Raw genomic sequence first — 21,907 nt, 5'->3', positions numbered from 1 at the left:
TGGCGGATTCGCGCGCCGCGCATCACACCGCGACCGCGCCGACGTAGTTCTCGGCCATCGCCATGGCCGCCGCGCGCGACGTGGTCACGTGCTCCAGTTCCGCGACCTGCAGACGCTGTTCGAACGGCGACGCATCGTCGAGACGGTGCATCATGCGCGTCATCCAGTACGAGAAGTGCTCGGCGCGCCAGATGCGGCGCAGCGCGGTTTCGCTGTACGCGTCGAGCAGATCGGTGCGGCTTTCCTTGTAGAAGGCCACGAGCGCGGCGGTCAGCACACGCACGTCGGCGACCGCGAGATTGAGGCCCTTCGCGCCCGTCGGCGGCACGATATGCGCCGCGTCGCCGGCGAGGAACAGGCGGCCGTGCTGCATCGTCGTCGAAACGAAACTGCGCATGCCGACGATGTTCTTCTGGAAGATCTTGCCCTCCACCACCTGATGCCCGTCGTGCGAATCGACGCGCGCATGCAGTTCCGCCCAGATGCGGTCGTCCGACCAGTTGTCGACGTTGTCTTTCGGATCGCACTGGAAATACATGCGCTGCACGTTGGGCGAGCGCGTGCTGACGAGCGCGAAGCCGCGGTCGTGGCGCGCGTAGATCAGCTCGTCGGACGACGGCGGCGCTTCCACGAGAATGCCGAACCAGCCGAACGGGAACACACGTTCGTAATCCTGGCGCAAGGCCGCCGGAATCGCGGCGCGCGACACGCCTTGCGAGCCGTCGCAGCCGATCACGTAGTCGCAATGCAGCGTGTGCTGCTCGCCGGCGTGGTCGAAGCGGATCGACGGCGCATCGGTGTCGATGCCGTGAATCGAGGTGTTGCTGACGTTGAAGAACAGCTTGCCGTCCGCCTGCACGCGCGCGGCGACGAGGTCCTTGAGCACTTCGTGCTGCGCGTAGACGGTGATCGACTTGCCGGTCAGATCGGTGAGATCGATGCGGCGGCGCTTGCCTTCGAACGCCAGCTCGAAGCCGTGATGCAGCGCGCCTTCAGCCTTCATGCGCGCGCCGACGCCGGCTTCGCTGAGCGTGTCCATCGTGCCTTGTTCGAGCACGCCCGCGCGGATTGTCGATTCGATCTGCTCGCGGCCGCGCATTTCGAGCACGACCGAGTCGATGCCGCGCAGATGAAGGAGGTGGGAAAGCAGCAGGCCTGCGGGCCCGGCGCCGATGATGCCAACTTGAGTGCGCATGCGGGTTGTCTCCATTTGCATGTTGATTTTGCGCAAGTTTGGCGGGCGCAGGCGATATCGCGCAACGCGATATCGAGAATAGGGACTATCTCGATTGCGAATAACGGGCCGAAACGCAGGCCGAACACGCGCGGCGCGCACGCGTCGGACGGAATGGAATTTGCTGCAGCGCGCCAACGCCTTGTTACCGACCACTTCGAAAAACAATCTCAACGCCATGCCGAATTCGTTCGCCTCTCGTCGCCTTGCCGTCAACGAAGTTTTTCCGCGTGTTTTCCCAATTTCCGATCGGAAACAAACGCACACGAAGCTGAAACACCGCGCCGCCGCGCTCTGCATCGCGCTCGCACTCGGATGCGGCGCACACGGCGCGGTGTTCGCGCAAACAGCGACGCAAACAGCACCGCAAACGGCGTCGCAAACCGCCGCGGCCGCAACGGTGCAAACAGCACCGCAAACCGCGCAGGAAACGACCGCTCTGCCGCTGCCGCCGTCCGAGCTTTACGGCCAGCTTTATCGCGACGTCGAACTTGCGCAGGTCTATCCGGACAGCAAAACGTTCGCGGACATGACGCCAAACGAAGCGCCCGCCAACATCGTCGAGGCCTACGCAAGCTGGCGCACCGAGCACGCGAACATCACCGACGCCGATGCGCGTAAAACCGCGCTGCGGCAGTTCGTCGAGCAGCATTTTTCCGCCGCGAAAGTCGCCACCGACAGCTATGTCGCCGATCCGAACCAGAACGTCGTGAGCCATATCGACACGCTCTGGGACGTGCTGCGCCGCAACCCCGACGCGGGACAGCAACCCTATTCGTCGCTACTGCCGCTGCCGAATCCGTACGTGGTGCCGGGCGGCCGTTTCAACGAGATTTACTACTGGGATTCGTACTTCATCATGCTCGGCCTGGAAGCGAGCGGGCGGCACGATCTCACGCGCGACACGCTCGACAATTTCGCCACGCTCATCGACCGCTACGGCCACATTCCGAACGGCAATCGCACCTATTACCTGAGCCGCTCGCAGCCGCCCTTTTTCGCGCAGATGGTGGCGCTCGTCGCACAGCGCGACGGCGACGCCGTCTATGTGCGCTATCTGCCGGAACTGCGCAAGGAATACGACTACTGGATGGCGGGCGCGGACACGCTCAAGCCCGGCGAAGCCGCGCAGCACGTCGTGCGTCTCGCGGACGGCACGCTGCTCAACCGCTACTGGGACGCGCGCGCCACGCCGCGCGACGAGTCTTACCGCGAAGACGTGCTGACGGCCCAGGCCGCGCCGCAGCGCGACGCCGCCGACCTGTGGCGCAATCTGCGCGCGGGCGGCGAAACCGGCTGGGATTTCAGCTCGCGCTGGTTCGCCGACAACCACACGCTCGCGACCATCGACATCACCTCGCTCGTGCCCGTCGATCTCAACGCGCTGCTCGTCGATCTCGAACGCACGCTCGCGAAAGCCTATGGCCTGAAGGGCGACGCCGCGCAAGCCCAGGCGATGACCCGGCGCGCGCAACAACGCAGCGCGGCCATCGAACGCGTGCTCTGGGACCCGCAACTGCACGCGTTCAGCGACTACGATTTCGTGCATCACACGCTCACGCACCGGCTGACGGCGGCGACGGTCTATCCGCTCTACACGGGCGTCGCCACGCGTGCGCAGGCGCGCCAGGTGGCCGCCGCCGTGCGCGCGGGGCTGCTGCGGCCGGGCGGACTCGCCACCACGCAGGTGTCGAGCGGCCAGCAATGGGACGAACCGAACGGCTGGGCGCCGCTGCAATATCTCGCGATCGCCGGGTTGCGCCGCTACGGCGAACGCGCGCTCGCGCAGACCATCGCCACGCGCTGGATCGCGACCGACCTCGTCTATTACCGACGCACCGTCAAGCTCGTCGAAAAGTACGACGTGAGCGCGGCGGCCGCGAAGGCGTCGTCGGCGGGCGGCGGCGAATATCCGCTGCAGGACGGCTTCGGCTGGACCAACGGCGTGCTGCGCGCGCTGCTCGTGATGTATCCGCATACGGAAGGCGCGACGATTCCGGCTCAGTGATTCGGGCACCGATTCACGCTGATTCGCGCCGATCTCGCACAAGCGAATCGGCGCGTCTACGAGGATCCCGCCGACCTGTTCGCGCATCTCGACGAAATCGCCGCGCGCAATTGGCGCGGACTGATGCGGACTGATGCGCATGAATCGCCGATCAATCCAGCCCAAGCGCCGTTCGCACCGCAACGCGTAGCAGCGAACAGACGCCGCGCCATCCACGCCACAATCTGAAACGATTCGGGCCGCGCGCCGTATCTGTCTGCACGGGTCCGCACGGCTCGGCACGCAAAAACGCCCCGCAATGCAGCATCGGCCCATGCACCGCGTCCGTGCAGCGCGATGTGCGACGCGCCCACGCCACCGCGCCAAACCGGCCGCAGCGTGCATACAGCGCGCCTTCGGCGTATGCTCGACCTCATGACCGCAGAGCAATCTGCACACTGGCAGCCGGCTTGCGCCGTCCGAACCGCCATGAACGTCTCCGATCCCGCCTCCGCCGCCGAACCCGGTCCCCGCACAGGACCGCGCGTCACCGTGGTCGTGCTCACGCGCAATCACGTGCGCCAGACCATCGACACCGTCGCGCGCCTCACCGCGCTGCCCGAACGCCCCTACGTGATCGTCGCCGACAACGGCTCGACCGATTCCACCGTCGGCCTGCTTGCGTCGCTGTTTCCGCAGGTCCGCATCGTTCAGGCGCTCGGCGACCTCGGCATGGCGGGCTTCAATCGCGCCATTTCGCTCGCGCCGACCGAGTACGTCGCCTGCTGCGACGACAGCACGTGGTTCGCGCCCGGCGCGCTCGCGCGCGCGGCGCTGCTGCTCGACGAGCATCCGCAGGTCGCCGTGCTCAATGCCCGCGTCGTCGGCGACGACGAACGCGAAATCCACCCGGCCTGCCTGATGCTGCACGCCACCTCGCCCGCCGCCGACGAGCCGCCCGGCCCCACGCTCGCGGGCTACATGGCGGGCGCGTGCATTGTCCGCACCGCCGTGTTCCGCGCGCTCGGCGGCTATGAAACGCGCCTCTCGCACGGCGGCGCGGAGGAACTGGCCGCGCTCGACCTGCTGGCCGCCGGCCATGCGATCGTCTATTGCGAGCAGGCGCTTGCGCATCGCGAACCGCTCTATCGCGGCTTCACGCGCGCGCAGCACTGCGCGCTCGCGCGCAACGCCGCGTGGGTCGCCTGGATGCGTCTGCCGATGCGCGACGCGCTCGCCGCCACCGGCCGCGCGCTGGCCGTGTTCGCGCGTCAGCGCTCGCTCGGACCCGCCGGTTTCGCGCTGCTGCGCGGCGTGTTCTGGACCCTCGGACGCCGCCGCCGCGTGCCCGCGCATGTGGTACAGCTCACCCGCCAGGTACGCCGCGCCGAGCGCCAGGTGCGCGCCGGCATTCCCGCCGTGGCCGAAAAGTACGACCGCGCGGGCCAGCGTGCGTGGTAAGCTGCGCGCGAACAGTGCCGCCCCGGCAAGGGGCGCCGGCCGCGGGCGCGCGCCTTGCGCGCCCCGATCATCTGAGAGACCTCAACGCGAAACAAGGACCATGACGACGTCCGGCTCCGCCCTGCAACCCGACTCAGGCCTCGCCGCCGAAGGCCATAGCGGACGCCGCTTCGAAGCGCTCGTGCAGCCGATCGAGGACTACGCGATCTTCCTGCTCGATCCGCGCGGCTACGTCGTGAGCTGGAACAACGGCGCGGCGCGCATCAAGGGCTACGAGGCCCACGAGATCATCGGTCAGCATTTCTCGCGCTTTTACACCGACGAAGCCAACGGCCGCCGCTGGCCCGAGCACGAGCTCGAACAGGCCGCGCTGCACGGGCGCTTCAACGACGAAGGCTGGCGCGTGCGCAAGGACGGCTCGATGTTCTGGGCCAACGTCGTGATCACGGCGCTGCGCGAACAGGACGGCTCGCTCGCCGGCTTCGCCAAGGTCACGCGCGACCTCACGGCCGAGCGCCGCCAGGTCGAGGCGCTGCGCCTGTCGGAAGAACGCTTTCGCCTGCTGGTCGAAAGCGTCAGCGATTACGCAATCTTCATGCTCGACCCGCAAGGCCGCGTGGTGAGCTGGAACAGCGGCGCGACCAACCTCAAGGGCTATCGCCCCGCCGAAATCGTCGGTCAGCATTTTTCCGTGTTCTATCCGCCCGAGGAAGCCGCCGCCGGCGCGCCCGAGCGCGAACTGCGCCGCGCCGCCGAAATGGGGCGCTGCATCAACGAAGGCTGGCGCGTGCGCAAGGACGGCTCGATGTTCTGGGCCAACGTCACGCTCACGGCCATTCACGACATGCACGGTCGCCTGACCGGTTTCGCCAAGGTCACGCGCGATATGACCGAAAGCCGCCGCACCGACGAACTCGAGCATTCGAGCGAGCAGATGAAGCAGTTCCTCGCCATGCTCGCGCACGAGCTGCGCAATCCGCTCGCGCCGGTGCGCAACGCCATCGCCACGATGCGGCTGATGCCGGGCGCGAGCCCCGAAATCGACCAGGCGCGCGATCTGATCGACCGGCAGATCGTGCATCTCACGCGGCTCGTCGACGATTTGCTCGACGTGGGCCGCATCACCTCCGGCAAGATCGAATTGCGCGAGGCGCCGCTCGATCTCTGCGAAGTGATGCGCCATGCCGTCGATGCCGCGCGGCCCTTCACGGCGGCGCGCCGCCAGCGCGTCGACGTGCATATGCCCGACGCGCCGATCGCCATGACCGGCGACCACACGCGCCTCGTGCAGGTGCTGCAGAATCTGCTGCACAACGCCTCGAAGTTTTCGCCCGACGAGAGCCGCATCGTCATCGACACGCAGAGCGCGGCGCGCACGGTGCAGATCCAGGTGCGCGACGAAGGACGCGGCCTGCGGCCCGACACCTTCGAGTCGATCTTCGGCCTCTTCAGCCAGGACCGCTCGATGCCGGGACCGAGCGAGAACGGACTCGGCATCGGCCTGATGCTGTGCCGCTCGCTCATCGAGCTGCACGGCGGCACGATTTCGGCGGCGAGCGACGGGCCCGGCATGGGCAGCACGTTCACGATCCGCCTGCCGCTGTCGCGCGCGAGTGCGCAGAGCGCGGGCGCGAATCCGCTCGGCGACGGCCTGATCAGCACCGTCGAGCCGATCGCGAGCGCGCACGACGCGGCCGCGCCGCTGCGCGTGCTCGTGGTCGACGACAACCGCGATTCCGCCGACAGCCTCGCGATGCTGCTGGAGTTGAAGGGCCACGACGTGCGCGTGGCCTATAGCGCCACCCAGGCGCGCGAATGCGTGAGCGACTTCACGCCCGACGCCGCGCTCATCGACATCGCCATGCCCGAGATCGACGGCTATGCGGCGCTGCGTTTTCTGCGCGCGCACCCGCCGCTCGCGCACACGCTGTTCGCGGCGATGACCGGTTTCGGCCAGGCCGCCGACGTCGAACTCACGCGCGCGGCGGGCTTCGAGATGCATCTCGTCAAACCGGTGGACGCCGCGCTGTTCGACGAGCTGCTCGCGCGCGCCGCCGTGCGCCGCGCCGCGCTCGCGCCGCTGGGACCGCTCGGGCCGCTCGGCCCGCTGGAACTGCCGCCGTCGAGCTGAGCGTTACAGCGCTCCCGGCCCGTACTTCGCGCCCCGTATTTCAGGGCATTTTCGGCACGAAATCCCGATACTCGATCTGCGCGCCGCGTACGACGATCGCGGTGGACTCCGGCACTTCCGCCCACGCGTCCGGCAGATCGACGATCGGCTCCGAGACGAGCAGATAGGCATCCTCGCCGACCGCATTGATGCGCGGATCGTCGGGATACAGCTCGTGCAGATGCTTGAACGACGTGCTATGAAACAGCGAACGCGAATTGCGCTCGCTCGAATAACGCACCGCCACGAGTTGTTCGCCGTCGCTCGCGCACACCGTCATGTTGAGCGCCGGCTCGATGCCGTGCGCCTTCGCCGTCGCCTCGACGAAACCCGCCATGCGTTCGAGCGCGAGCACGGGATCGAGTTCGAGACCGAAAGTCATCGCCAGATAGAACATCGCCTCCGAATCGGTCGAGCCTTCGAGCGCATTGAAGCGGCCCGGATCGATCGCGACCAGCAACTCGCGCCGCACCAGCGGAAAACTCTCGATCAGCCCGTTGTGCGCGAACATCCAGCGCCGATGCCGGAACGGATGGCAATTGGTTTCCTGCACCGGCGTATGCGTCGCGGCGCGCACGTGCGCGAGGAACATCGGCGCCTGCACGGCGCGCGCGAGTTCGCGCAGATTGCGGTCGTTCCAGGCCGGATGCACGCTGCGATAGCGATACGGAATGTCATGCGGGTGCTGATACCAGCCGAGACCGAAGCCGTCGCCGTTGGTCGTGGTGGCGCCGAGCGTCGAATGCAGGCTCTGGTCGATCAGCGAATGGCGCGCGCGAAACAGCACGGTTTCGAGCGGCACGGCGTTGCCCGTGTAGGCGAGCCAACGGCACATGGAGTCACTCCTTCGTCTGACGATGTCGATGAGGGCGGCCGCGCCGGGCGCTTTCGCCCGCTCAGTTCGCGACGTGAAGCCCGGCAATCGGCGTGAGAAAACCCGTGAGTCCGGTGAGTATGATCTGCACGCCGATGCACAACAACAGGAACGACGAGACGCGCATCGCCACGCGCGTGCCTTCCACGCCCAGATAGTGCGCGAGGCGCGCGGCGCGGCTGTAGACGTAATAGATCACGACCATCACGAGCACCGAAATCGCCACCGACGCGATGCTCGACAGCAGCCATGCCGACAGCTTGTGCGTGCGGTTCGCGTTCAGCGCGATGGCCGTGGCAATCGAGCCGGGACCGGTGGTGAGCGGAATCGTCAGCGGAAAGAAAGCCTTGCCGGTCGCCGACCACGCGCTCACCGGCTTGACCGCCGGATCGTTCGCCACGGGCGGCTCCGGTTCGGGCGCATTGAGCATCTGCCAGCCGGAAACGGCCACCGCGAGACCGCCGCCGATACGCAGCGCCTCCATCGAAATGCCGAAGAAATGCAGGATCGGCGTGCCGACGAAAAAGGCCGCGAGCAGCACGAAACAGGCGTTGGTGGCGACGCGCTTGGCGAGCAGGCGGCGCTCCTCGTCGGTGAGCGTCGAGGTGCGGTCGAGAAAGACGAACGCGATGCCGATAGGGTTGATGATGCTGATCAGTCCGGTGAAACCGAACAGAATGTCGGAAATGAGGCTCTCGATCATGAAGGCAATCCGGTAAGGCCCCACGAGGGCCAGGCTGCGTGCAGTGTACCCAAAGCGATGCGCGGCGTGTCCCGACGGTGCCTGCCCGCGCGCGGGCCGCCGCACGCTTGATGCGACGCAACAACGATACCCGCGCACCGGCGCGCGCCGCAGGCGGGAGATCAGGGATTTTTGGCAGCTTTACGGGGCGCGTTCGCGGGAATAGAGTGGCGGGACCGCACCCGGACGCAACGTTTGCCTTCTTCCCAAGGAGTCGCCATGTCACTGAGGTTGCTTGCCGCCCTGCCCTTCATCGGCATCCTGCTGGGCGTGCCGTTCGTGAACCATACCGAGCCGCTCGTGCTCGGCATGCCGCTGGTGCTGGCGTGGATCGTGATGTGGGTCGTGCTGACCTCGGTGATCATGGCGATCGTCTACCGGCTCGATCCGTCGAACCGCGTCGCGCTCGACGGCGAATCCGACCTGCCGCGCGAGGTGCGATCATGAGCGCGCTTCTCATCATCGTGGCGATTGCGATCGTGGCGCTCGCGCTCGGCATGCGCGCGCGGCGCGGCCACGACATGAATCTCGAACAGTGGTCGGTGGGCGGACGCAGCTTCGGCACCGCGTTCGTGTTCCTGCTGATGGCGGGCGAGATCTACACCACGTTCACGTTTCTCGGCGGCAGCGGCTTCGCGTACGGCAAGGGCGCGCCCGTCTATTACATCCTCGCTTACGCGACGCTCGCGTACATCCTCTCGTACTGGATGCTGCCGCCCATCTGGCGCTTCGCGAAGCAGCACCGCCTCGTTTCGCAGCCGCATTTCTTCGCGCGCAAATACAACAGCCCCGCGCTCGGCGTGCTGGTCGCGTGCGTGGGCGTGCTCGCGCTGGTGCCGTATCTCGTACTGCAACTGAAGGGCCTCGGCATCATCGTGACGACGGCCTCGTACGGCGCGATTTCGTCGACGGCGGCCATCTGGATCGGCGCGGCCGTGGTGACGGCCTACGTGATCGTCTCGGGCGTGCGCGGCTGCGCGTGGAATTCCGTCGTGAAGGACACGATGATTCTCGCCATCGCCGTGTTCCTCGGCATCTATTTGCCGATCCATCATTACGGCAGCCTCGGCGAGATGTTCCGCGCCATCGACGCCGCCAAACCCGGCTTCCTCACCTTCCCCGCGAAGGGCCAGAGCGTGACGTGGTTCCAGTCGACGGTGCTGCTCACGGCGCTTGGCTTCTTCATGTGGCCGCATACGTTCGGCTCGGTCTACACCGCGAAGGACGACCGCATTTTCCGCCGCAACGCAATGATCCTGCCGCTGTATCAGCTGATCCTGCTGTTCGTGTTCTTCTGCGGATTCGCCGCCGTGCTCAAGGTGCCGGGCCTCAAGGGCGGCGACATCGATCTCTCGCTGTTCCGGCTTTCGCTGCAAACCTTCGACCCGTGGTTCGTCGGCGTGATCGGCGCGGCGGGCGTGCTCACAGCGCTCGTGCCGGGCTCGATGATCCTGACCACGGCATCGACGCTGCTCGCCAACGACGTCTATCGCGGCGCGATGATGAAAACCGCCGACGACGCACGCGTCGCGCGGCTCGCGCGCATGTTCGTGCCGGTGATCGCGCTGGTGGCGGTCGGCTTCACGCTCAAGGGCGGCGATACGATCGTCGCGCTCCTGCTGATGGGCTATAACTTCGTGACGCAGTTGTTCCCGGCGCTGGTGTGCAGCCTCGCGCCGCGCAATCGCGTGACGAAACAAGGTGCGTTCTGCGGGATTCTCGCGGGCGCGCTGGTGGTCGCGCTGACCACGCTGATGCACGTGAGCGTCGCGCAACTGATCCCCTTCGCGCCCGATGCGCTCAAGGACATCAATATCGGCTTCCTGGCGCTCGGCGTGAATATCGTCGTGCTCGCCGCCGTGAGCGTGGTGACGCAGCCGCGCACGCACGCGGATCACGAGCATGCGGGGGCGCATTGAGGGTGGGGGTTGACGGGCTGGCGCCGCATGCAAAAAAGGCCGTCTTGCGACGGCCTTTTTTATTTTGCTGACTTCGCAGCAGCGCTCGAAGAACCCGTCGCCTTCGCCAGTCCCGGCATGGCGGCGCGCGCTTCGGCCAGCAACGTGTCCCAGTCGTCCGGCGGTCGCTTGCGGTCCAGCATCTTGCCGAACACCCGGTAGGCGTCGCTCGCCGAGCCATAGGCGCGCCGGGTCCGATCGTCGTTCACCCAGCCAAGAATGATCGTTCGACTCGGTTTGTGAAAGCGAAAAAACAAGCGATATTGCTGGAAAAATTTCGCGCGGAACCAGTGTTTGCGCGCATCGCCCAAGGTGTCGCCTTGCCGGTATTCCGCCTTCTCCGGATCGTCGGGGATCAGTTCCCAGGCAAGCTTCGCGATGGCCGCGAGCCGCCTGGTCGCGTTCTTCGTCAGGTAATCTTCTGGCAGCTTACGCTTGAGCGCCTCGACTTCTTCCAACAACGATTCGAGCTGATCGAGAAAGCACGGATGGGCGAAGATCGCCCATCCATTGACCACGAGTATCGGTGTCTGCGCGTGTGCCGCCCCGGCAGTGGTCATTCGTCATCCGGGGAAAGGGCCGCATCGAGGTCGATCTCGACGCCTTGCGTCAACGTCCGGACACGCGCCACGTAGGCCGGCGGAAACGAGCGCAGCGTCTCCGGCCGATGCTGGATTTCGCGCGCGAGAAAATCCAGAAACGGCGCGAACGCGGGATCTTCTTCGTCCTCGGGCGCGGCGCGCTCCATCACGACTTCGCCCGACGACTTGACCCTGTAATGAATCTTGTCGCGTTTGCCGAGTTTCAGCGCGCGCCGGATCGGCTCCGGCACCGTAGTCTGATAGCGGTCGGTCAGCGAGGATTCCGCCTCGACCATCAGGTCCGCGTCGCGCACAAAAGAAGAGGCCATGATCGACTCCCATTGCATCCGTTCGTCATACATGCAATGGTAATGCAGTTGCATTGCCTAGGCAATGCAACTGCATTGTCGTCGCTCAAGTCAAGCTCGAATCACGCTCGAACCCGTCAAATGCGGGGAAATGCGGGCCTTATCGCTTCCCCGCGCCATACAGCGTCGAATCCGCGAATCCCTCCGCGCCCAGCACGCGGCCGACCAGAATCAGCGCCGTGCGCTCGATATCGGTGGCTTGCACTTTCGCGACGATATCCGCGAGCGTGCCCGTCACGCGTTCCTCGTCGGGCCAGCTTGCCCGATAAACCACGGCCACCGGACAATCGTCGCCATAATGCGGACGCAGTTCCTCGACGATGCGCGCGATATGCCGCACGCCCAGGTGAATCGCCAACGTTGCGCGATGGCGCGCGAGATCGCCGAGCGCTTCGCCTTCGGGCATCGCGGTCTTGGTGGCGTAGCGCGTGAGAATCAGCGTCTGCGAAATGCCGGGCAGCGTGAGTTCACTGCCGAGCGTCGCGGCGCAGGCCGCCGTCGCGGTGACGCCCGGCACGATTTCATAAGGAATCCCGAGTTCCCGCAAACGGCGGATCTGCTCGCCGATCGCGCCGTACAGCGACGGATCGCCCGAGTGCACGCGCGCGACGTCGTGTCCGGCGCGATGCGCACCATCAAGCAGCGCGACGATCTCGTCGAGCGTGAGCGGCGCGGTGTCCACCACCTGCTGCGCGCGGTGGCCGTCGAGCACGGCGGGCGGCACGAGCGAGCCCGCGTAGAGAATCACGGGACACGTGCGCACGAGGCGCTGGCCCTTCACGGTGATCAGTTCGGGATCGCCCGGACCCGCGCCGATAAAGTAGACGGTCATGCGTTCAAATCCTGCGTGTTAATCGGTGAATCGAAAGCTCGGAGCGCGTCGATGGCCTCTTGCGGCGCGTCGAATTCGCGCTGTGCGGACGGCAGCGTCGGACGCCGCATCATCACCACGGGCAAGCCGCGTTCGCGCGCGACCGCGAGCTTCGCTTCGGTGGCCGCCCCGCCGCTGTTCTTGCTGACGATCACATCGAAGCGCCCCGCCGCGAACAGCGCGCGCTCGCCTTCGGGCGTGAACGGCCCGCGCGCGTCGATCACCTCGGCGCGCGCGTGGCCGGGATGTGCATCGAGACAGCGGATCGTCCAGTGCTGATGCGCGGGAATCTCGTCGAGATGCGCGAGCGGTTCGCGGCCCAGCGTGAACAGCGGACGCGCGAACGGTGCGAGCGCGTCCGTCACGCCGGTCCAGCCGTCGACGAAACGCCAATCGTCGGCCGCTTCCGGCTGCCACGGCGCGCGGCGCAGCGCCCAGTACGGCACGCGCGCGTCGGCGCATGCCTGCGCCGCGTTCGCGCTGATGCGCGCGGCGTACGGATGCGTGGCGTCGAGCACGAGCGAGATCGCTTCGTCGGCGAGATAGCGCGCGAGTCCTGGCGCGCCGCCGAAGCCGCCCACGCGCACGGCGCACGCGAGATCGGCGGGCACGCGGCCCAGACCCGCGAGGCTGTACACATGCTCGGGCGCGAGCGTGCGCGCGATGCGCAGCGCGTCGCCGGTGCCGCCGAGCAACAGGAGACGAGGCGCGCGCGCGCTCATGGCTTGCGCACGTCGTAGAGCGTGACGGGCAGCGCCTGGCGCCAGGTATCGAAACGCCCGAGCGGTTCCGCCTCGCCGATGCCGATGCGCGTGAGCGTGCCGCCGTGCTGCGCGCGCCACGCGACGAGCGCCGCCTCGCTCTGCACGGTCACCGCGTTGGCGACCAGCCGCCCGCCCGGCGCGAGCCGTTCCCAGCAGGCGTCGAGCACGCCCGGCACCGTCACGCCGCCGCCGATAAACACGGCGTCCGGCGCGGCGAGGCCCGCGAGCGCATCGGGCGCGCGGCCCGCCACCAGTTGCAGCGCGGGCACGCCCAGCGCGTTACGGTTGTGCTCGATGAAGCGCTGACGCTGCGCGTTCGCTTCGATCGCGATCGCGCGGCAAGCGGGATGCGCGCGCATCCATTCGATGCCGATCGAGCCGCTGCCCGCGCCCACGTCCCAGAGCAGCGCGCCCGGCGTCGGCGCGAGGCGCGCGAGCGTGAGCGCGCGCACATCGCGCTTGGTGAGCTGGCCGTCGTGCTGGAAGGCGTCGTCGGGCAGGCCGGGTGTGAGCGTCCAGGCATCGGCACGCCGGGCGTCGTCGGCCTCGCATTCGAACGCGACCAGATTGAGCGCGGCGCATTCGTCCACTTGCCACGCATCGGCGCGGCCTTCGATGCGACGTTCGAGCGCACCGCCCAGATGCTCGAACACGCTCAGGCGCGTCGCGCCGAAACCCTGCGCGGCGAGCAGCGCCGCGAGCGCGGCGGGCGTGCGGCCGTCGGCGCTCAGCGCAAGCACGCGTGAGCGCGCGAACAGATGGCGGCGCAGCGCGTCGAGCGGACGGCCGACGAGCGACACCGCCGCCACGTCCTGCAAGGCCCAGCCGAGCCGCGCCGCCGCTAGCGACAGCGACGACGGCGCGGGCAGCACCGCCATTTCATCGATCGGCACATGACGCGCGAGCGTCGCGCCCACGCCGAAGCACATCGGATCGCCGCTCGCGAGCACGCATACGCGCGACTGCGATTGCGACGATTCGCGCAGCGCCAGCAGCGGCGCGACGCTGAACGGCTGCGGCCAGGCCTCGCGGCGCGCCCCCACGCGCGCGGGCAGCATCGCGAGATGACGCTCGCCGCCCGTCACGACATCCGCCTCGAACAGCGCGCGCCGCGCGGCGCGTCCGAGTCCCGCGTATCCGTCGTCGCCTATGCCGATCACCGTCAGCCACGCCCGCCTGCCCTGCATCCGATCTCCGTTCCGGGTTGCGCGCGCGCCGTTTCGTCTCGCGGAGCACGCTGGAAAACGGGCATAATACCGCTTCCGCCGGCGCCGGACGGGCCTGAAAACCTCGACGGCATAAAAGGGAACACAGCAAAACTGTGGCCGCCCCCGCGACTGTGAGCAGCGAGACCGCATCCACCCGAGCCACTGGTTTTACCGGGAAGGCCGATGCGGCCGCCGACCTGCGAGCCAGGAGACCTGCCGGCCGAACGACTGTTCGTGCGAGCCCATGCCGGGCGGGGTGTACCGGCGGCCATCGTCCCGCCAGCGCACCGCGCCGGGGCGCTCCGACTCGCGCGACGCAACCACGGTGTCCCTTGAATTACGATTCGCAGCCCGCTTCGTCCCCTGCCACGCTTGCCGAGGCGCGCCGCTCGGCGTGTCCGGGGCTCGTGCGCGTCGTCGCGGCGCGTGACGGCGGACTGTGCCGCATCCGTCTGCCCGGCGGCGTGCTGAGCGCCGCCCAGGCGCGCGCCATCGCGCACGCGGCGCGCACTGATGCCGACGGCACGCTCGAACTGACCAACCGCGCCAACGTGCAGATTCGCGGCGTCCGCGCGGGCCAGGAAGCGGCGCTCACGGCCGCGCTGATCGCCGGCGGCCTCGGCCCCGCGAACGGCGTGCAGACGCCCGCGAATCTGTGCGCCGCCGACGAGTTGCGCAATCTGATGCTGAGCCCGCTCGCGGGCCTCGATCCGCACGCGCTGTTCGACACCACGACGCTCGCCGCGCCGCTCGTCGCGATGCTGCAAAACGAGCCGCGCTTCGCCGCGCTGTCGCCGAAATTCGCCCTGCTGATCGACGGCGGCGAGTCACTCGCGGCGCTCGATCATCCGCACGATATCTGGCTCGCGGCCACGCGCGAAGGCGACGCAACGCGTTTCGCGTTCGGTCTCGCCGGTTGTCCGGACGACGGCGCGACCGGCTCCATCGCCGCCACGCACGTTCAGGCGCTGATCCGCGCGCTGCTGCATGCGTTTCTCGATCTCGCCGCGCCCGATCAATTGCGCATGCGCGACGTGATCGCCTCGCACGGCGCCGCTGCATTGCTCGACGCCGCGCAACGTCATGCCGATTTCGCGATCCCGACGCCACAGCCCGCCGCCGATCACCACGCGCCCGCGAACTGGCAGCGCCCGCGCGTCGATCTCACGCGACGCCTGGGCGCGCACGCGCTGCACGCGAACGGCGACGGCTACGTCGGCGCGCAACCGCCGCTCGCGCGCCTCGACGCCGCCACGCTCGACGCGCTCGCCGACCTCGCCGAACGCCACGGCGACGCCACGCTGCGCATCACGCCGTGGCAAGGCGCGCTCGTGCCGCACGTCGCGCGCGCGGCGCTGATGCCCGTGCTCGACGCCCTGCGCGCGCTCGGCCTGAGCGTCGACGCCGCCGATCCGCTCGCGCGCACGATCGCCTGCACGGGCTCGGCGGGTTGCGCGAAAAGCCGCGCCGACACCAAGGCCGACGCGCTGCGCCTCGCGCCGCATCTGCCGCCGCACGTGCAGGCGCACCTGAGCGGCTGCGAGCGCTCCTGCGCCGCCGCGCACCGCGCGCCGTTCACGCTGCTGGCCGCCGCGCCGGCGCATTACGACCTTTACGAGCGCGACGCGAGCGCAGCCGGTTTCGGCCGCCTCGTCGCGCGCCACCTGACCCTCGACGCCGCCGCGCACACCATCGCGCAGCGCGCCCCGGAGCCTTTTTGATGTCTGATTACATCCGCGACGGCCAGGCGATCTATCGCGAATCGTTCGCGACGATCCGCGCCGAAGCCGATCTCGCGCACATTCCCGCCGACCTCGAAAAACTCGCCGTGCGCGTGATTCACGCCTGCGGCATGGTCGACGTCGCCGCCGACCTCGCGTTCTCGCCGGGCGCGGGCGACGCCGGCCGCCGCGCGCTCGCGCACGGCGCGCCGATTCTCTGCGACGCCAAAATGGTCGCGTTCGGCGTCACGCGCGCGCGCCTGCCCGCCGACAACGCCGTGATCTGCACGCTCGACGATCCATCCGTGCCCGCGCTCGCGCGCGAACTCGGCAACACGCGTTCGGCCGCCGCGCTCGAACTGTGGCGTCCGCATCTCGAAGGCAGCGTCGTCGCGATCGGCAACGCGCCCACGGCGCTGTTCTATCTGCTCGACATGATCGCGGCCGGCGCGCCGCGCCCCGCGCTGATCCTCGGCATGCCCGTGGGCTTCGTCGGCGCGGCGGAATCGAAAGCCGCGCTCGCTGCCTCGACGCTCGGCGTGCCGTTCGTGGTCGTCCACGGGCGGCGCGGCGGCAGCGCGATGGCCGCCGCCGCCGTCAACGCACTCGCTTCGGAGATCGAATAAATGTTCGAGCACGAACCGAATCCCACGCCGCGCACCGGCCGGCTGTACGGCATCGGCGTCGGTCCCGGCGATCCCGAACTGCTCACGCTGAAGGCGCTGCGGCTGCTCAAGGCCGCGCCCGTGCTCGCCTACTTCGTCGCCAAGGGCAAGAAGGGCAACGCGTTCGGCATCGTCGAAGCGCATCTCGGCCCGGAGCAGGAGCGCCTGCCGCTCGTCTATCCGGTCACGACCGAAACGCTCGAACCGCCGCTCTCGTACGAGACCATCATCGCCGACTTCTACGACGACGCGGCGCGCACCGTGGCCGCGCATCTCGACGCGGGCCGCGACGTGGCCGTGATCTGCGAAGGCGATCCGTTCTTCTACGGCTCGTACATGTATCTGCACGACCGCCTCGCCGCGCGCTACGAAGTCGACGTCGTGCCCGGCGTGTGCTCGATGCTCGGCGGCGCGGCGGTGCTCGGCTCGCCGCTCGTGTACCGCAACCAGAGTCTCGCGGTGCTCTCGGGCGTGCTGCCCGAGGATCAACTGCGCCGCCGTCTCGCCGACGCGGACGCCGCCGTCATCATGAAGCTCGGCCGCAACTTCGAGAAAGTGCGCCGCGTGCTCGCCGATCTCGGGCTCGCGAAGCGCGCGCTCTACGTCGAGCGCGCGACCATGGCGAACCAGCGCATCGTGCCGCTCGACGATGTCGATCCGATGGCCTCGCCGTATTTTTCGCTGCTCGTGGTGCCGGGGGAAAAATGGCAAGCATGAACGCCGAACTGCGCGCGCCCGCCGTGATCGTGCTCGGCCCGGGCGCGCTCGCCACCGCGCAGCGCGTGAAGGCGTGCTACGCGGGCGCGCAGATTCATGCGCTGCAAGACCGCGCGCCGGGCGACATCGCGTTCAGCGAACTCGGCGAGCATCTGCGCGAGCTGTACCGGCGCGGCACGCCGCTCGTCGCGCTGTGCGCGGCGGGCATCGTGATCCGCTGCCTCGCGGCGCTGCTCGCGAACAAGGGCGCGGAGCCGCCCGTGCTCGCGCTCGCCGAGGACGGCAGCGCGGTCGTGCCGCTGCTCGGCGGCCTGACCGGCGTGAACGTGATGGCGCGCGAGATCGGCGCGGCGCTCGGCATCGCGCCCGCCATCACGACGAGCGGCGAGCTGCGCTTCGGCACCTGCCTGCTCAATCCGCCCGACGGTTATGCGCTGTCGAGTCTCGCGCAGGGCAAACGTTTCGTGTCCGATCTGCTCGCGGGCGACGCCACGCGCATCGAAGGCGACGCGCCCTGGCTCGATCACGTCGATCTGCCGCGCGACGCTGCGGCCGCGCATGCGATCCGCGTGAGTCCGCACGTCTGGGACGGCGATCCCGCGCAACTCGTGATTCATCCGCGCAGCGTCGTGGCCGCCGTGCGCGCCGCGCACGAACGGCTCGCGGATCACGTGCAGGCCGCGCTCGACGAGCACGGTCTCGCGACGGCCTCGCTCGCGGCGCTGCTCGCGCCCGCCGCGCTGATGGGCGACGCGTCGCTCACGCAGGCGGCGACGGTGCTGCGCGTGCCGCTGCGTTTCGTCGATCTCGCCCATGACGCGGATCACGCGCGTGCCGCGCACCTGATCGACGCCCTGAAACTGCACGACGCCACGCCGCACGCCGACGACGCGCACGGCATCGCGCTCGCCGTCGCGCGCGCGCCGCTCGACGCGGCCACGCTCGGCCAGGCGCGCGGCAAGCTCACGGTGCTCGGCCTCGGGCCGGGCCGCGCCGACCTGCTCACGCCGATGGCGCGCGCCGCGCTCGACGACGCCACCGACATCGTCGGTTATGCGACGTACGTGGACATGGCCGGCCCGCCGCGCCCCGGCCAGCGCCGCCACGCCACCGACAACCGCGAGGAATTGCAGCGCGCGCGTCACGCCTTCGAACTCGCGTGCGAAGGCCGCCATGTGGCCGTGGTGTCGTCGGGCGATCCCGGCGTGTTCGCGATGGCCGCCGCCGTGCTCGAAGCGCTCGAAGGCGCCGACGATCCGCGCTGGCAGCGCGTCGAACTACAGATCGTGCCGGGCGTCTCGGCCGCGCTCGCGACCGCCGCTCAGGCCGGCGCGCCGCTCGGCCACGACTTCTGCATGCTCTCGCTCTCGGACAATCTGAAGCCGTGGTCGGTAATCGAAAAGCGTCTGCATCACGCCGCGCTCGCGGACCTCGTGATGGCGTTCTACAACCCGATCTCGCGCGCGCGTCCGTGGCAGCTCGACCGCGCGCTGGAGATCGTGCGCGCGGTGCGCTCGCCCGAGACGCGCGTGGTGCTGGGCCGCGACGTCGGCCGCCCAGGCGAGACGCTGCGCACGACGACGCTCGGCGAACTGCAATCGTCGGATGTCGATATGCGCACGATGGTGATCGTCGGTTCCTCGACCACGCGCGGCTTCCCGCGCGGCGGCGCGCAGGAAGCGCTGCGCGAATGGGTCTACACGCCGCGTTTCTATGCGGAATAAATCGCAAGGCGACTCGTTGAGTCCGCACTGAAGTTTTGTCGCGGCGCGCCGTTAACGCAGGGAATCTGTTACTCACCCTGGCGCGCCGATGACCGACACTCTTGCCACCGCTTCCGCTGCGGCTTCCGAAGTCGCTTCTGAAATCGCATCTGCGACTGCTGCGGCTTCCCCCTCTCCCCACGACGCCACGCCGCTCACGCCCGCCGATCTACCGGTCGGCCAGCCGCTCGACTGGCCCGTCGTCGACGAGGACGGCACGCTGCTGCTGGATCGCGGCGCGTCGCTGGTCGGCGACGCCGAACGCGACTTCCTGTTCCGCCATTTCGCGCCCCGCCGCGGCGACCTCGACGCGTCCGCCGCCGGACCGTCCGCCACGCCCGCCGCGGCCCCCAAAAGCGACGAACCGCCGGCCACGCTGCCGAGCGTGCGCGATCTGCATCTGAACATCGGCGCGCTGATGGGGCTGCGCCCGCAGCAAGGCGCGAGCGGCGCGCCCATGCATCCGTGCAAGCTGATTGGCTTCGCGCCAAACGAGGCGATCTTCGTCACGCTGCCTTATGCCGATGGCCGCCCGATCGAGATCACGCCCGGCGAGAACGTCGAACTGGTCGCCATCGCGAGCCAGGCCGTGTATCGCTTCGTCTGCACGATCCACGCGATCTATCAGGCGCCGCTCGGCTATCTGGTGCTCTCGAAGCCCGCCAATATCCGCCTGCTGCGCGAGCGCAAGTCGATTCGCGTGCGCGCGCAATTTCCGGTGCGTTACGGCATCGGCGCGGACAGCGAGGGTTATCAGGGCGTCGCGCTCGCGCGCGGCATCAGCGCGCTCGGGCTCTCGATTGCCGCGCCGTGGGCGCTCGGCAAAGTGGGCGAACGGCTGCGCGTGGCGTTCCGGTTGCGTTCGGGCGATCTCGACACCATGATCGAATCGAGCGCGGTGATCCGCAACGTGCAGCAGGAAGACGGCACGCCGCCGCTGAGCACGCTCGGCCTCGAACTCGACGGCCTCACGCCCGCCGAGCAGATGGCGATGAAGGTCTACGTGTTCGATCGCCAGGACGACGTGCTCTACTGGACCGGCGCGGCGCGCTGAGCGCGCTGAACGCGCCGTTCCGCCTTCAGGCGAGCATTGCGTCGGCGTCGATGCACGCGCCGTCCCACGCCTGCGCGAGCGCGCGGCAGCGTCCGAGACGCAGCGCCGACGCCTCGCAATCGACCACGGTCACGTGATCGGCGTGCGCGGGACGCGCGGGAAATTGCGTCGTGCGGCCATCGCTGAACAGCCACAGATGACGCGCGCGTCCAGGATCGCGGCGCGCGGCGCGTTCAAGCAGTTGCGACGCGCGCGCGAGGCCCGCTTCGAGCGGCGTGCCGCCGCCCGCGCCCACGGGCTCGATCCAGCGCTCGTTCCACCAGCGCGGCACGGCGGGACCGAAACGCAGTTCGGCGCGCGCGCCGCCGAAGCAGATCAGCGCCACTTCCACGCGTTCGCCGCGCGCGCGATCGAATAGCGCGATCAGCAGCCCTTTCGCGAGCGCGAGTTGACCGCGCGCGAGCATCGACGCCGAACAATCGAGCACGAAGCAATGCAGCGCGCCGCTGCCGGTTTTGCGCGGCGCATAGCGCAGATGCGCGGCGCGCAGCGCTTCGCCGCGTTTGGCCATGAGCGTGGGCGGCCAGGCGATGCGCGCGTTCGGCGCGGCATCGCGTGTGAGACGCGCCTGCGCGCGTCCGGGGCCATCACGCCGCCGTGCACCGCCCTGTGCCTGGGCGGCGGCCCTTGCCCGGCGGCTCAGCGTTTTTTTGCGGGCAGCGGGATCACGCCTTTGACCTGGCGCGCGGCGACCGGCTCGGGCGCAAGCTCGCCCCAATCGGCATCAGAATCGACATCAGAATCGGTCTTGATCTCGGACTCGCGCTGATGATCAGAAGCATCGCGCGATGGCTCCGGCGCCTGCGCATTTCCACCCGGCGCAGGCGGCTCCGGCATCGCGCGACGGCGATGCGCGAGCACCGCGTCCGCGACCGCATCGACGTGATCCGGCGTGATCTGCGCCGCGCCTTCGAAGGCCGCGAGCGCACGCGCCGCGCGCAGCATCACGAGATCGGCGCGCAAGCCGTCCACGGCCGCGTCCACGCAGCGCTGCGCCGCGCGTTCATGCACCGCATCGCTCCAGGCGAGCGCATCGAGCGCCACGCGTGCGGCGCGCAAACGCTGCGAGAGTTCGTGTTGCGCCGCTTCGTGCGACGCGCAAAACGCCTGCGGATTCGCATCGAACGCAAGCCGCGCCTTGACGATGCGCTGACGCTCGCTCGCATCGTGACAATTCTCCAGCTCGACCATCAAGCCGAAGCGGTCGAGCAATTGCGGACGCAGCTCGCCCTCTTCCGGATTCATCGTGCCGACCAGCACGAAACGCGCGTCGTGCGTGTGCGAAACGCCGTCGCGCTCGACCGTGTTCACGCCGCTCGCGGCGGCGTCGAGCAACGCGTCGACGAGCGCATCGGGCAGCAGATTCACTTCGTCGACATAGAGCACGCCGTCATGCGCGCGCGCGAGCAGACCCGGCGCGAAGCGCACGGCGTTCTCGCGCAGCGCGGCTTCGAGATCGAGCGTGCCGATCAGCTTCTCCTCGCTCGCGCCGAGCGGCAGCGTGACGAACGCGCCATCGGGCAAGAGCGCCGCCAGCGCGCGCGCCGCCGTGGATTTCGCGGTGCCGCGCGGGCCGCTCACGAGCACGCCGCCGATCGCCGGGTCGATCGCCGCGAGCAGCAGCGCGCGCTGCAACGGCGCCTGGCCGACCAGCGCGGTGAAGGGAAAGGCGGGACGGGTCCCCGCTTCGTTCATGATTCGGCTCATGC

Annotated in this window: 20 protein-coding genes and 1 riboswitch; of the genes, 10 read left to right on the top strand and 10 right to left on the bottom strand. The window is 68.8% G+C overall.

Annotation, left to right across the window (positions count from 1 at the left end; genetic code table 11):
• Positions 1-22: 22 nt before the first annotated feature.
• Positions 23-1,195: a 4-hydroxybenzoate 3-monooxygenase gene (locus SB764_RS30055; protein ID WP_065059511.1), complete on the bottom strand. Its 1,173-nt coding sequence runs from the start codon at positions 1,193-1,195 to the stop codon at positions 23-25.
• A gap of 280 nt (positions 1,196-1,475) precedes the next feature.
• Here SB764_RS30055 and treF point away from each other — a divergent pair, with 280 nt between their 5' ends.
• The 3 genes from treF to SB764_RS30040 all read left to right on the top strand — a co-directional run bounded on the left by treF (position 1,476) and on the right by SB764_RS30040 (position 6,813).
• The gene (gene treF, locus SB764_RS30050) at positions 1,476-3,242 is read left to right on the top strand and encodes an alpha,alpha-trehalase TreF (RefSeq protein WP_410865885.1); all 1,767 of its coding nucleotides are present in this window, start codon (positions 1,476-1,478) and stop codon (positions 3,240-3,242) included.
• A 468-nt stretch (positions 3,243-3,710) separates the two neighbouring features.
• Positions 3,711-4,682: a glycosyltransferase family 2 protein gene (locus tag SB764_RS30045; RefSeq protein WP_065059510.1), complete on the top strand. Its 972-nt coding sequence runs from the start codon at positions 3,711-3,713 to the stop codon at positions 4,680-4,682.
• A 100-nt stretch (positions 4,683-4,782) separates the two neighbouring features.
• Positions 4,783-6,813, top strand: coding sequence for a PAS domain S-box protein (locus SB764_RS30040; RefSeq protein ID WP_080180678.1), 2,031 nt, complete (start codon positions 4,783-4,785; stop codon positions 6,811-6,813).
• Between the two features lie 40 nt (positions 6,814-6,853).
• Here SB764_RS30040 and SB764_RS30035 read toward each other — a convergent pair whose 3' ends face one another.
• Together SB764_RS30035 and SB764_RS30030 are read right to left on the bottom strand one after the other, a co-directional pair.
• Positions 6,854-7,687: a class II glutamine amidotransferase gene (locus tag SB764_RS30035; RefSeq protein WP_074986651.1), complete on the bottom strand. Its 834-nt coding sequence runs from the start codon at positions 7,685-7,687 to the stop codon at positions 6,854-6,856.
• 61 nt (positions 7,688-7,748) lie between these two features.
• A complete protein-coding gene (locus tag SB764_RS30030) occupies positions 7,749-8,429 on the bottom strand; it encodes a MarC family protein (RefSeq protein WP_065059508.1) in 681 nt (226 codons plus the stop codon).
• A gap of 258 nt (positions 8,430-8,687) precedes the next feature.
• Here SB764_RS30030 and SB764_RS30025 point away from each other — a divergent pair, with 258 nt between their 5' ends.
• A complete protein-coding gene (locus SB764_RS30025) occupies positions 8,688-8,915 on the top strand; it encodes a DUF3311 domain-containing protein (RefSeq protein WP_065059507.1) in 228 nt (75 codons plus the stop codon).
• Positions 8,912-10,387: a sodium:solute symporter family protein gene (locus SB764_RS30020; protein ID WP_410865869.1), complete on the top strand. Its 1,476-nt coding sequence runs from the start codon at positions 8,912-8,914 to the stop codon at positions 10,385-10,387. Before SB764_RS30025 ends, SB764_RS30020 begins: the two co-directional genes overlap by 4 nt.
• Before the next feature lie 59 nt (positions 10,388-10,446).
• Here SB764_RS30020 and SB764_RS30015 read toward each other — a convergent pair whose 3' ends face one another.
• The 5 genes from SB764_RS30015 to cbiE form a co-directional block, all read right to left on the bottom strand.
• Positions 10,447-10,986, bottom strand: a complete 540-nt coding sequence (locus tag SB764_RS30015; RefSeq protein ID WP_410865868.1) for a type II toxin-antitoxin system YhaV family toxin — start codon at positions 10,984-10,986, stop codon at positions 10,447-10,449.
• Positions 10,983-11,336, bottom strand: coding sequence for a type II toxin-antitoxin system PrlF family antitoxin (locus tag SB764_RS30010; RefSeq protein ID WP_244144440.1), 354 nt, complete (start codon positions 11,334-11,336; stop codon positions 10,983-10,985). The genes SB764_RS30015 and SB764_RS30010 overlap by 4 nt, the downstream gene beginning before the upstream one ends.
• 139 nt (positions 11,337-11,475) lie before the next feature.
• Positions 11,476-12,207 (bottom strand): precorrin-4 C(11)-methyltransferase, encoded by a 732-nt coding sequence (cobM, locus tag SB764_RS30005; RefSeq protein WP_110328392.1) that lies wholly within the window; start codon positions 12,205-12,207, stop codon positions 11,476-11,478.
• Positions 12,204-12,968: a cobalt-precorrin-6A reductase gene (locus SB764_RS30000; RefSeq protein ID WP_410865867.1), complete on the bottom strand. Its 765-nt coding sequence runs from the start codon at positions 12,966-12,968 to the stop codon at positions 12,204-12,206. The genes cobM and SB764_RS30000 overlap by 4 nt, the downstream gene beginning before the upstream one ends.
• Complete coding sequence (gene cbiE / locus SB764_RS29995; protein ID WP_183039386.1) at positions 12,965-14,197, bottom strand: precorrin-6y C5,15-methyltransferase (decarboxylating) subunit CbiE; 1,233 nt, start codon at positions 14,195-14,197, stop codon at positions 12,965-12,967. Before cbiE ends, SB764_RS30000 begins: the two co-directional genes overlap by 4 nt.
• A 62-nt stretch (positions 14,198-14,259) precedes the next feature.
• A riboswitch (cobalamin riboswitch) is annotated at positions 14,260-14,454 on the top strand.
• Between the two features lie 96 nt (positions 14,455-14,550).
• On the opposite strand from cbiE, the gene cobG reads away from it, so the two are divergent.
• From cobG to SB764_RS29970, 5 genes are all read left to right on the top strand, one after another.
• Positions 14,551-15,939 (top strand): precorrin-3B synthase, encoded by a 1,389-nt coding sequence (gene cobG, locus SB764_RS29990; RefSeq protein WP_410865866.1) that lies wholly within the window; start codon positions 14,551-14,553, stop codon positions 15,937-15,939.
• On the top strand, positions 15,939-16,565 hold the full coding sequence (locus SB764_RS29985) for a precorrin-8X methylmutase (protein WP_065059500.1): 627 nt from the start codon (positions 15,939-15,941) through the stop codon (positions 16,563-16,565). Before cobG ends, SB764_RS29985 begins: the two co-directional genes overlap by 1 nt.
• Positions 16,566-17,321, top strand: coding sequence for a precorrin-2 C(20)-methyltransferase (locus SB764_RS29980; RefSeq protein ID WP_074986657.1), 756 nt, complete (start codon positions 16,566-16,568; stop codon positions 17,319-17,321).
• A complete protein-coding gene (gene cobJ, locus SB764_RS29975; RefSeq protein WP_410865865.1) occupies positions 17,318-19,045 on the top strand; it encodes a precorrin-3B C(17)-methyltransferase in 1,728 nt (575 codons plus the stop codon). Before SB764_RS29980 ends, cobJ begins: the two co-directional genes overlap by 4 nt.
• A gap of 88 nt (positions 19,046-19,133) precedes the next feature.
• Complete coding sequence (locus SB764_RS29970; RefSeq protein ID WP_110328396.1) at positions 19,134-20,138, top strand: flagellar brake protein; 1,005 nt, start codon at positions 19,134-19,136, stop codon at positions 20,136-20,138.
• Positions 20,139-20,163: 25 nt separating this feature from the next.
• Here the strand turns inward: SB764_RS29970 and SB764_RS29965 are convergent, their stop codons facing one another.
• Both SB764_RS29965 and SB764_RS29960 read right to left on the bottom strand, forming a co-directional pair.
• On the bottom strand, positions 20,164-20,709 hold the full coding sequence (locus tag SB764_RS29965) for a vWA domain-containing protein (RefSeq protein ID WP_110328397.1): 546 nt from the start codon (positions 20,707-20,709) through the stop codon (positions 20,164-20,166).
• A 128-nt stretch (positions 20,710-20,837) separates the two neighbouring features.
• Positions 20,838-21,905: an ATP-binding protein gene (locus tag SB764_RS29960; protein WP_321905454.1), complete on the bottom strand. Its 1,068-nt coding sequence runs from the start codon at positions 21,903-21,905 to the stop codon at positions 20,838-20,840.
• Between the last annotated feature and the right edge of the window lie 2 nt (positions 21,906-21,907).

Origin of the sequence: Paraburkholderia sp. SIMBA_027 (assembly GCF_046535315.1) — a bacterium.
Classification (GTDB): Bacteria; Pseudomonadota; Gammaproteobacteria; order Burkholderiales; family Burkholderiaceae; genus Paraburkholderia; species Paraburkholderia tropica.
Note: the sequence above shows the minus strand (reverse complement) of the source record. Positions and strands in the feature narration are given on the sequence as shown.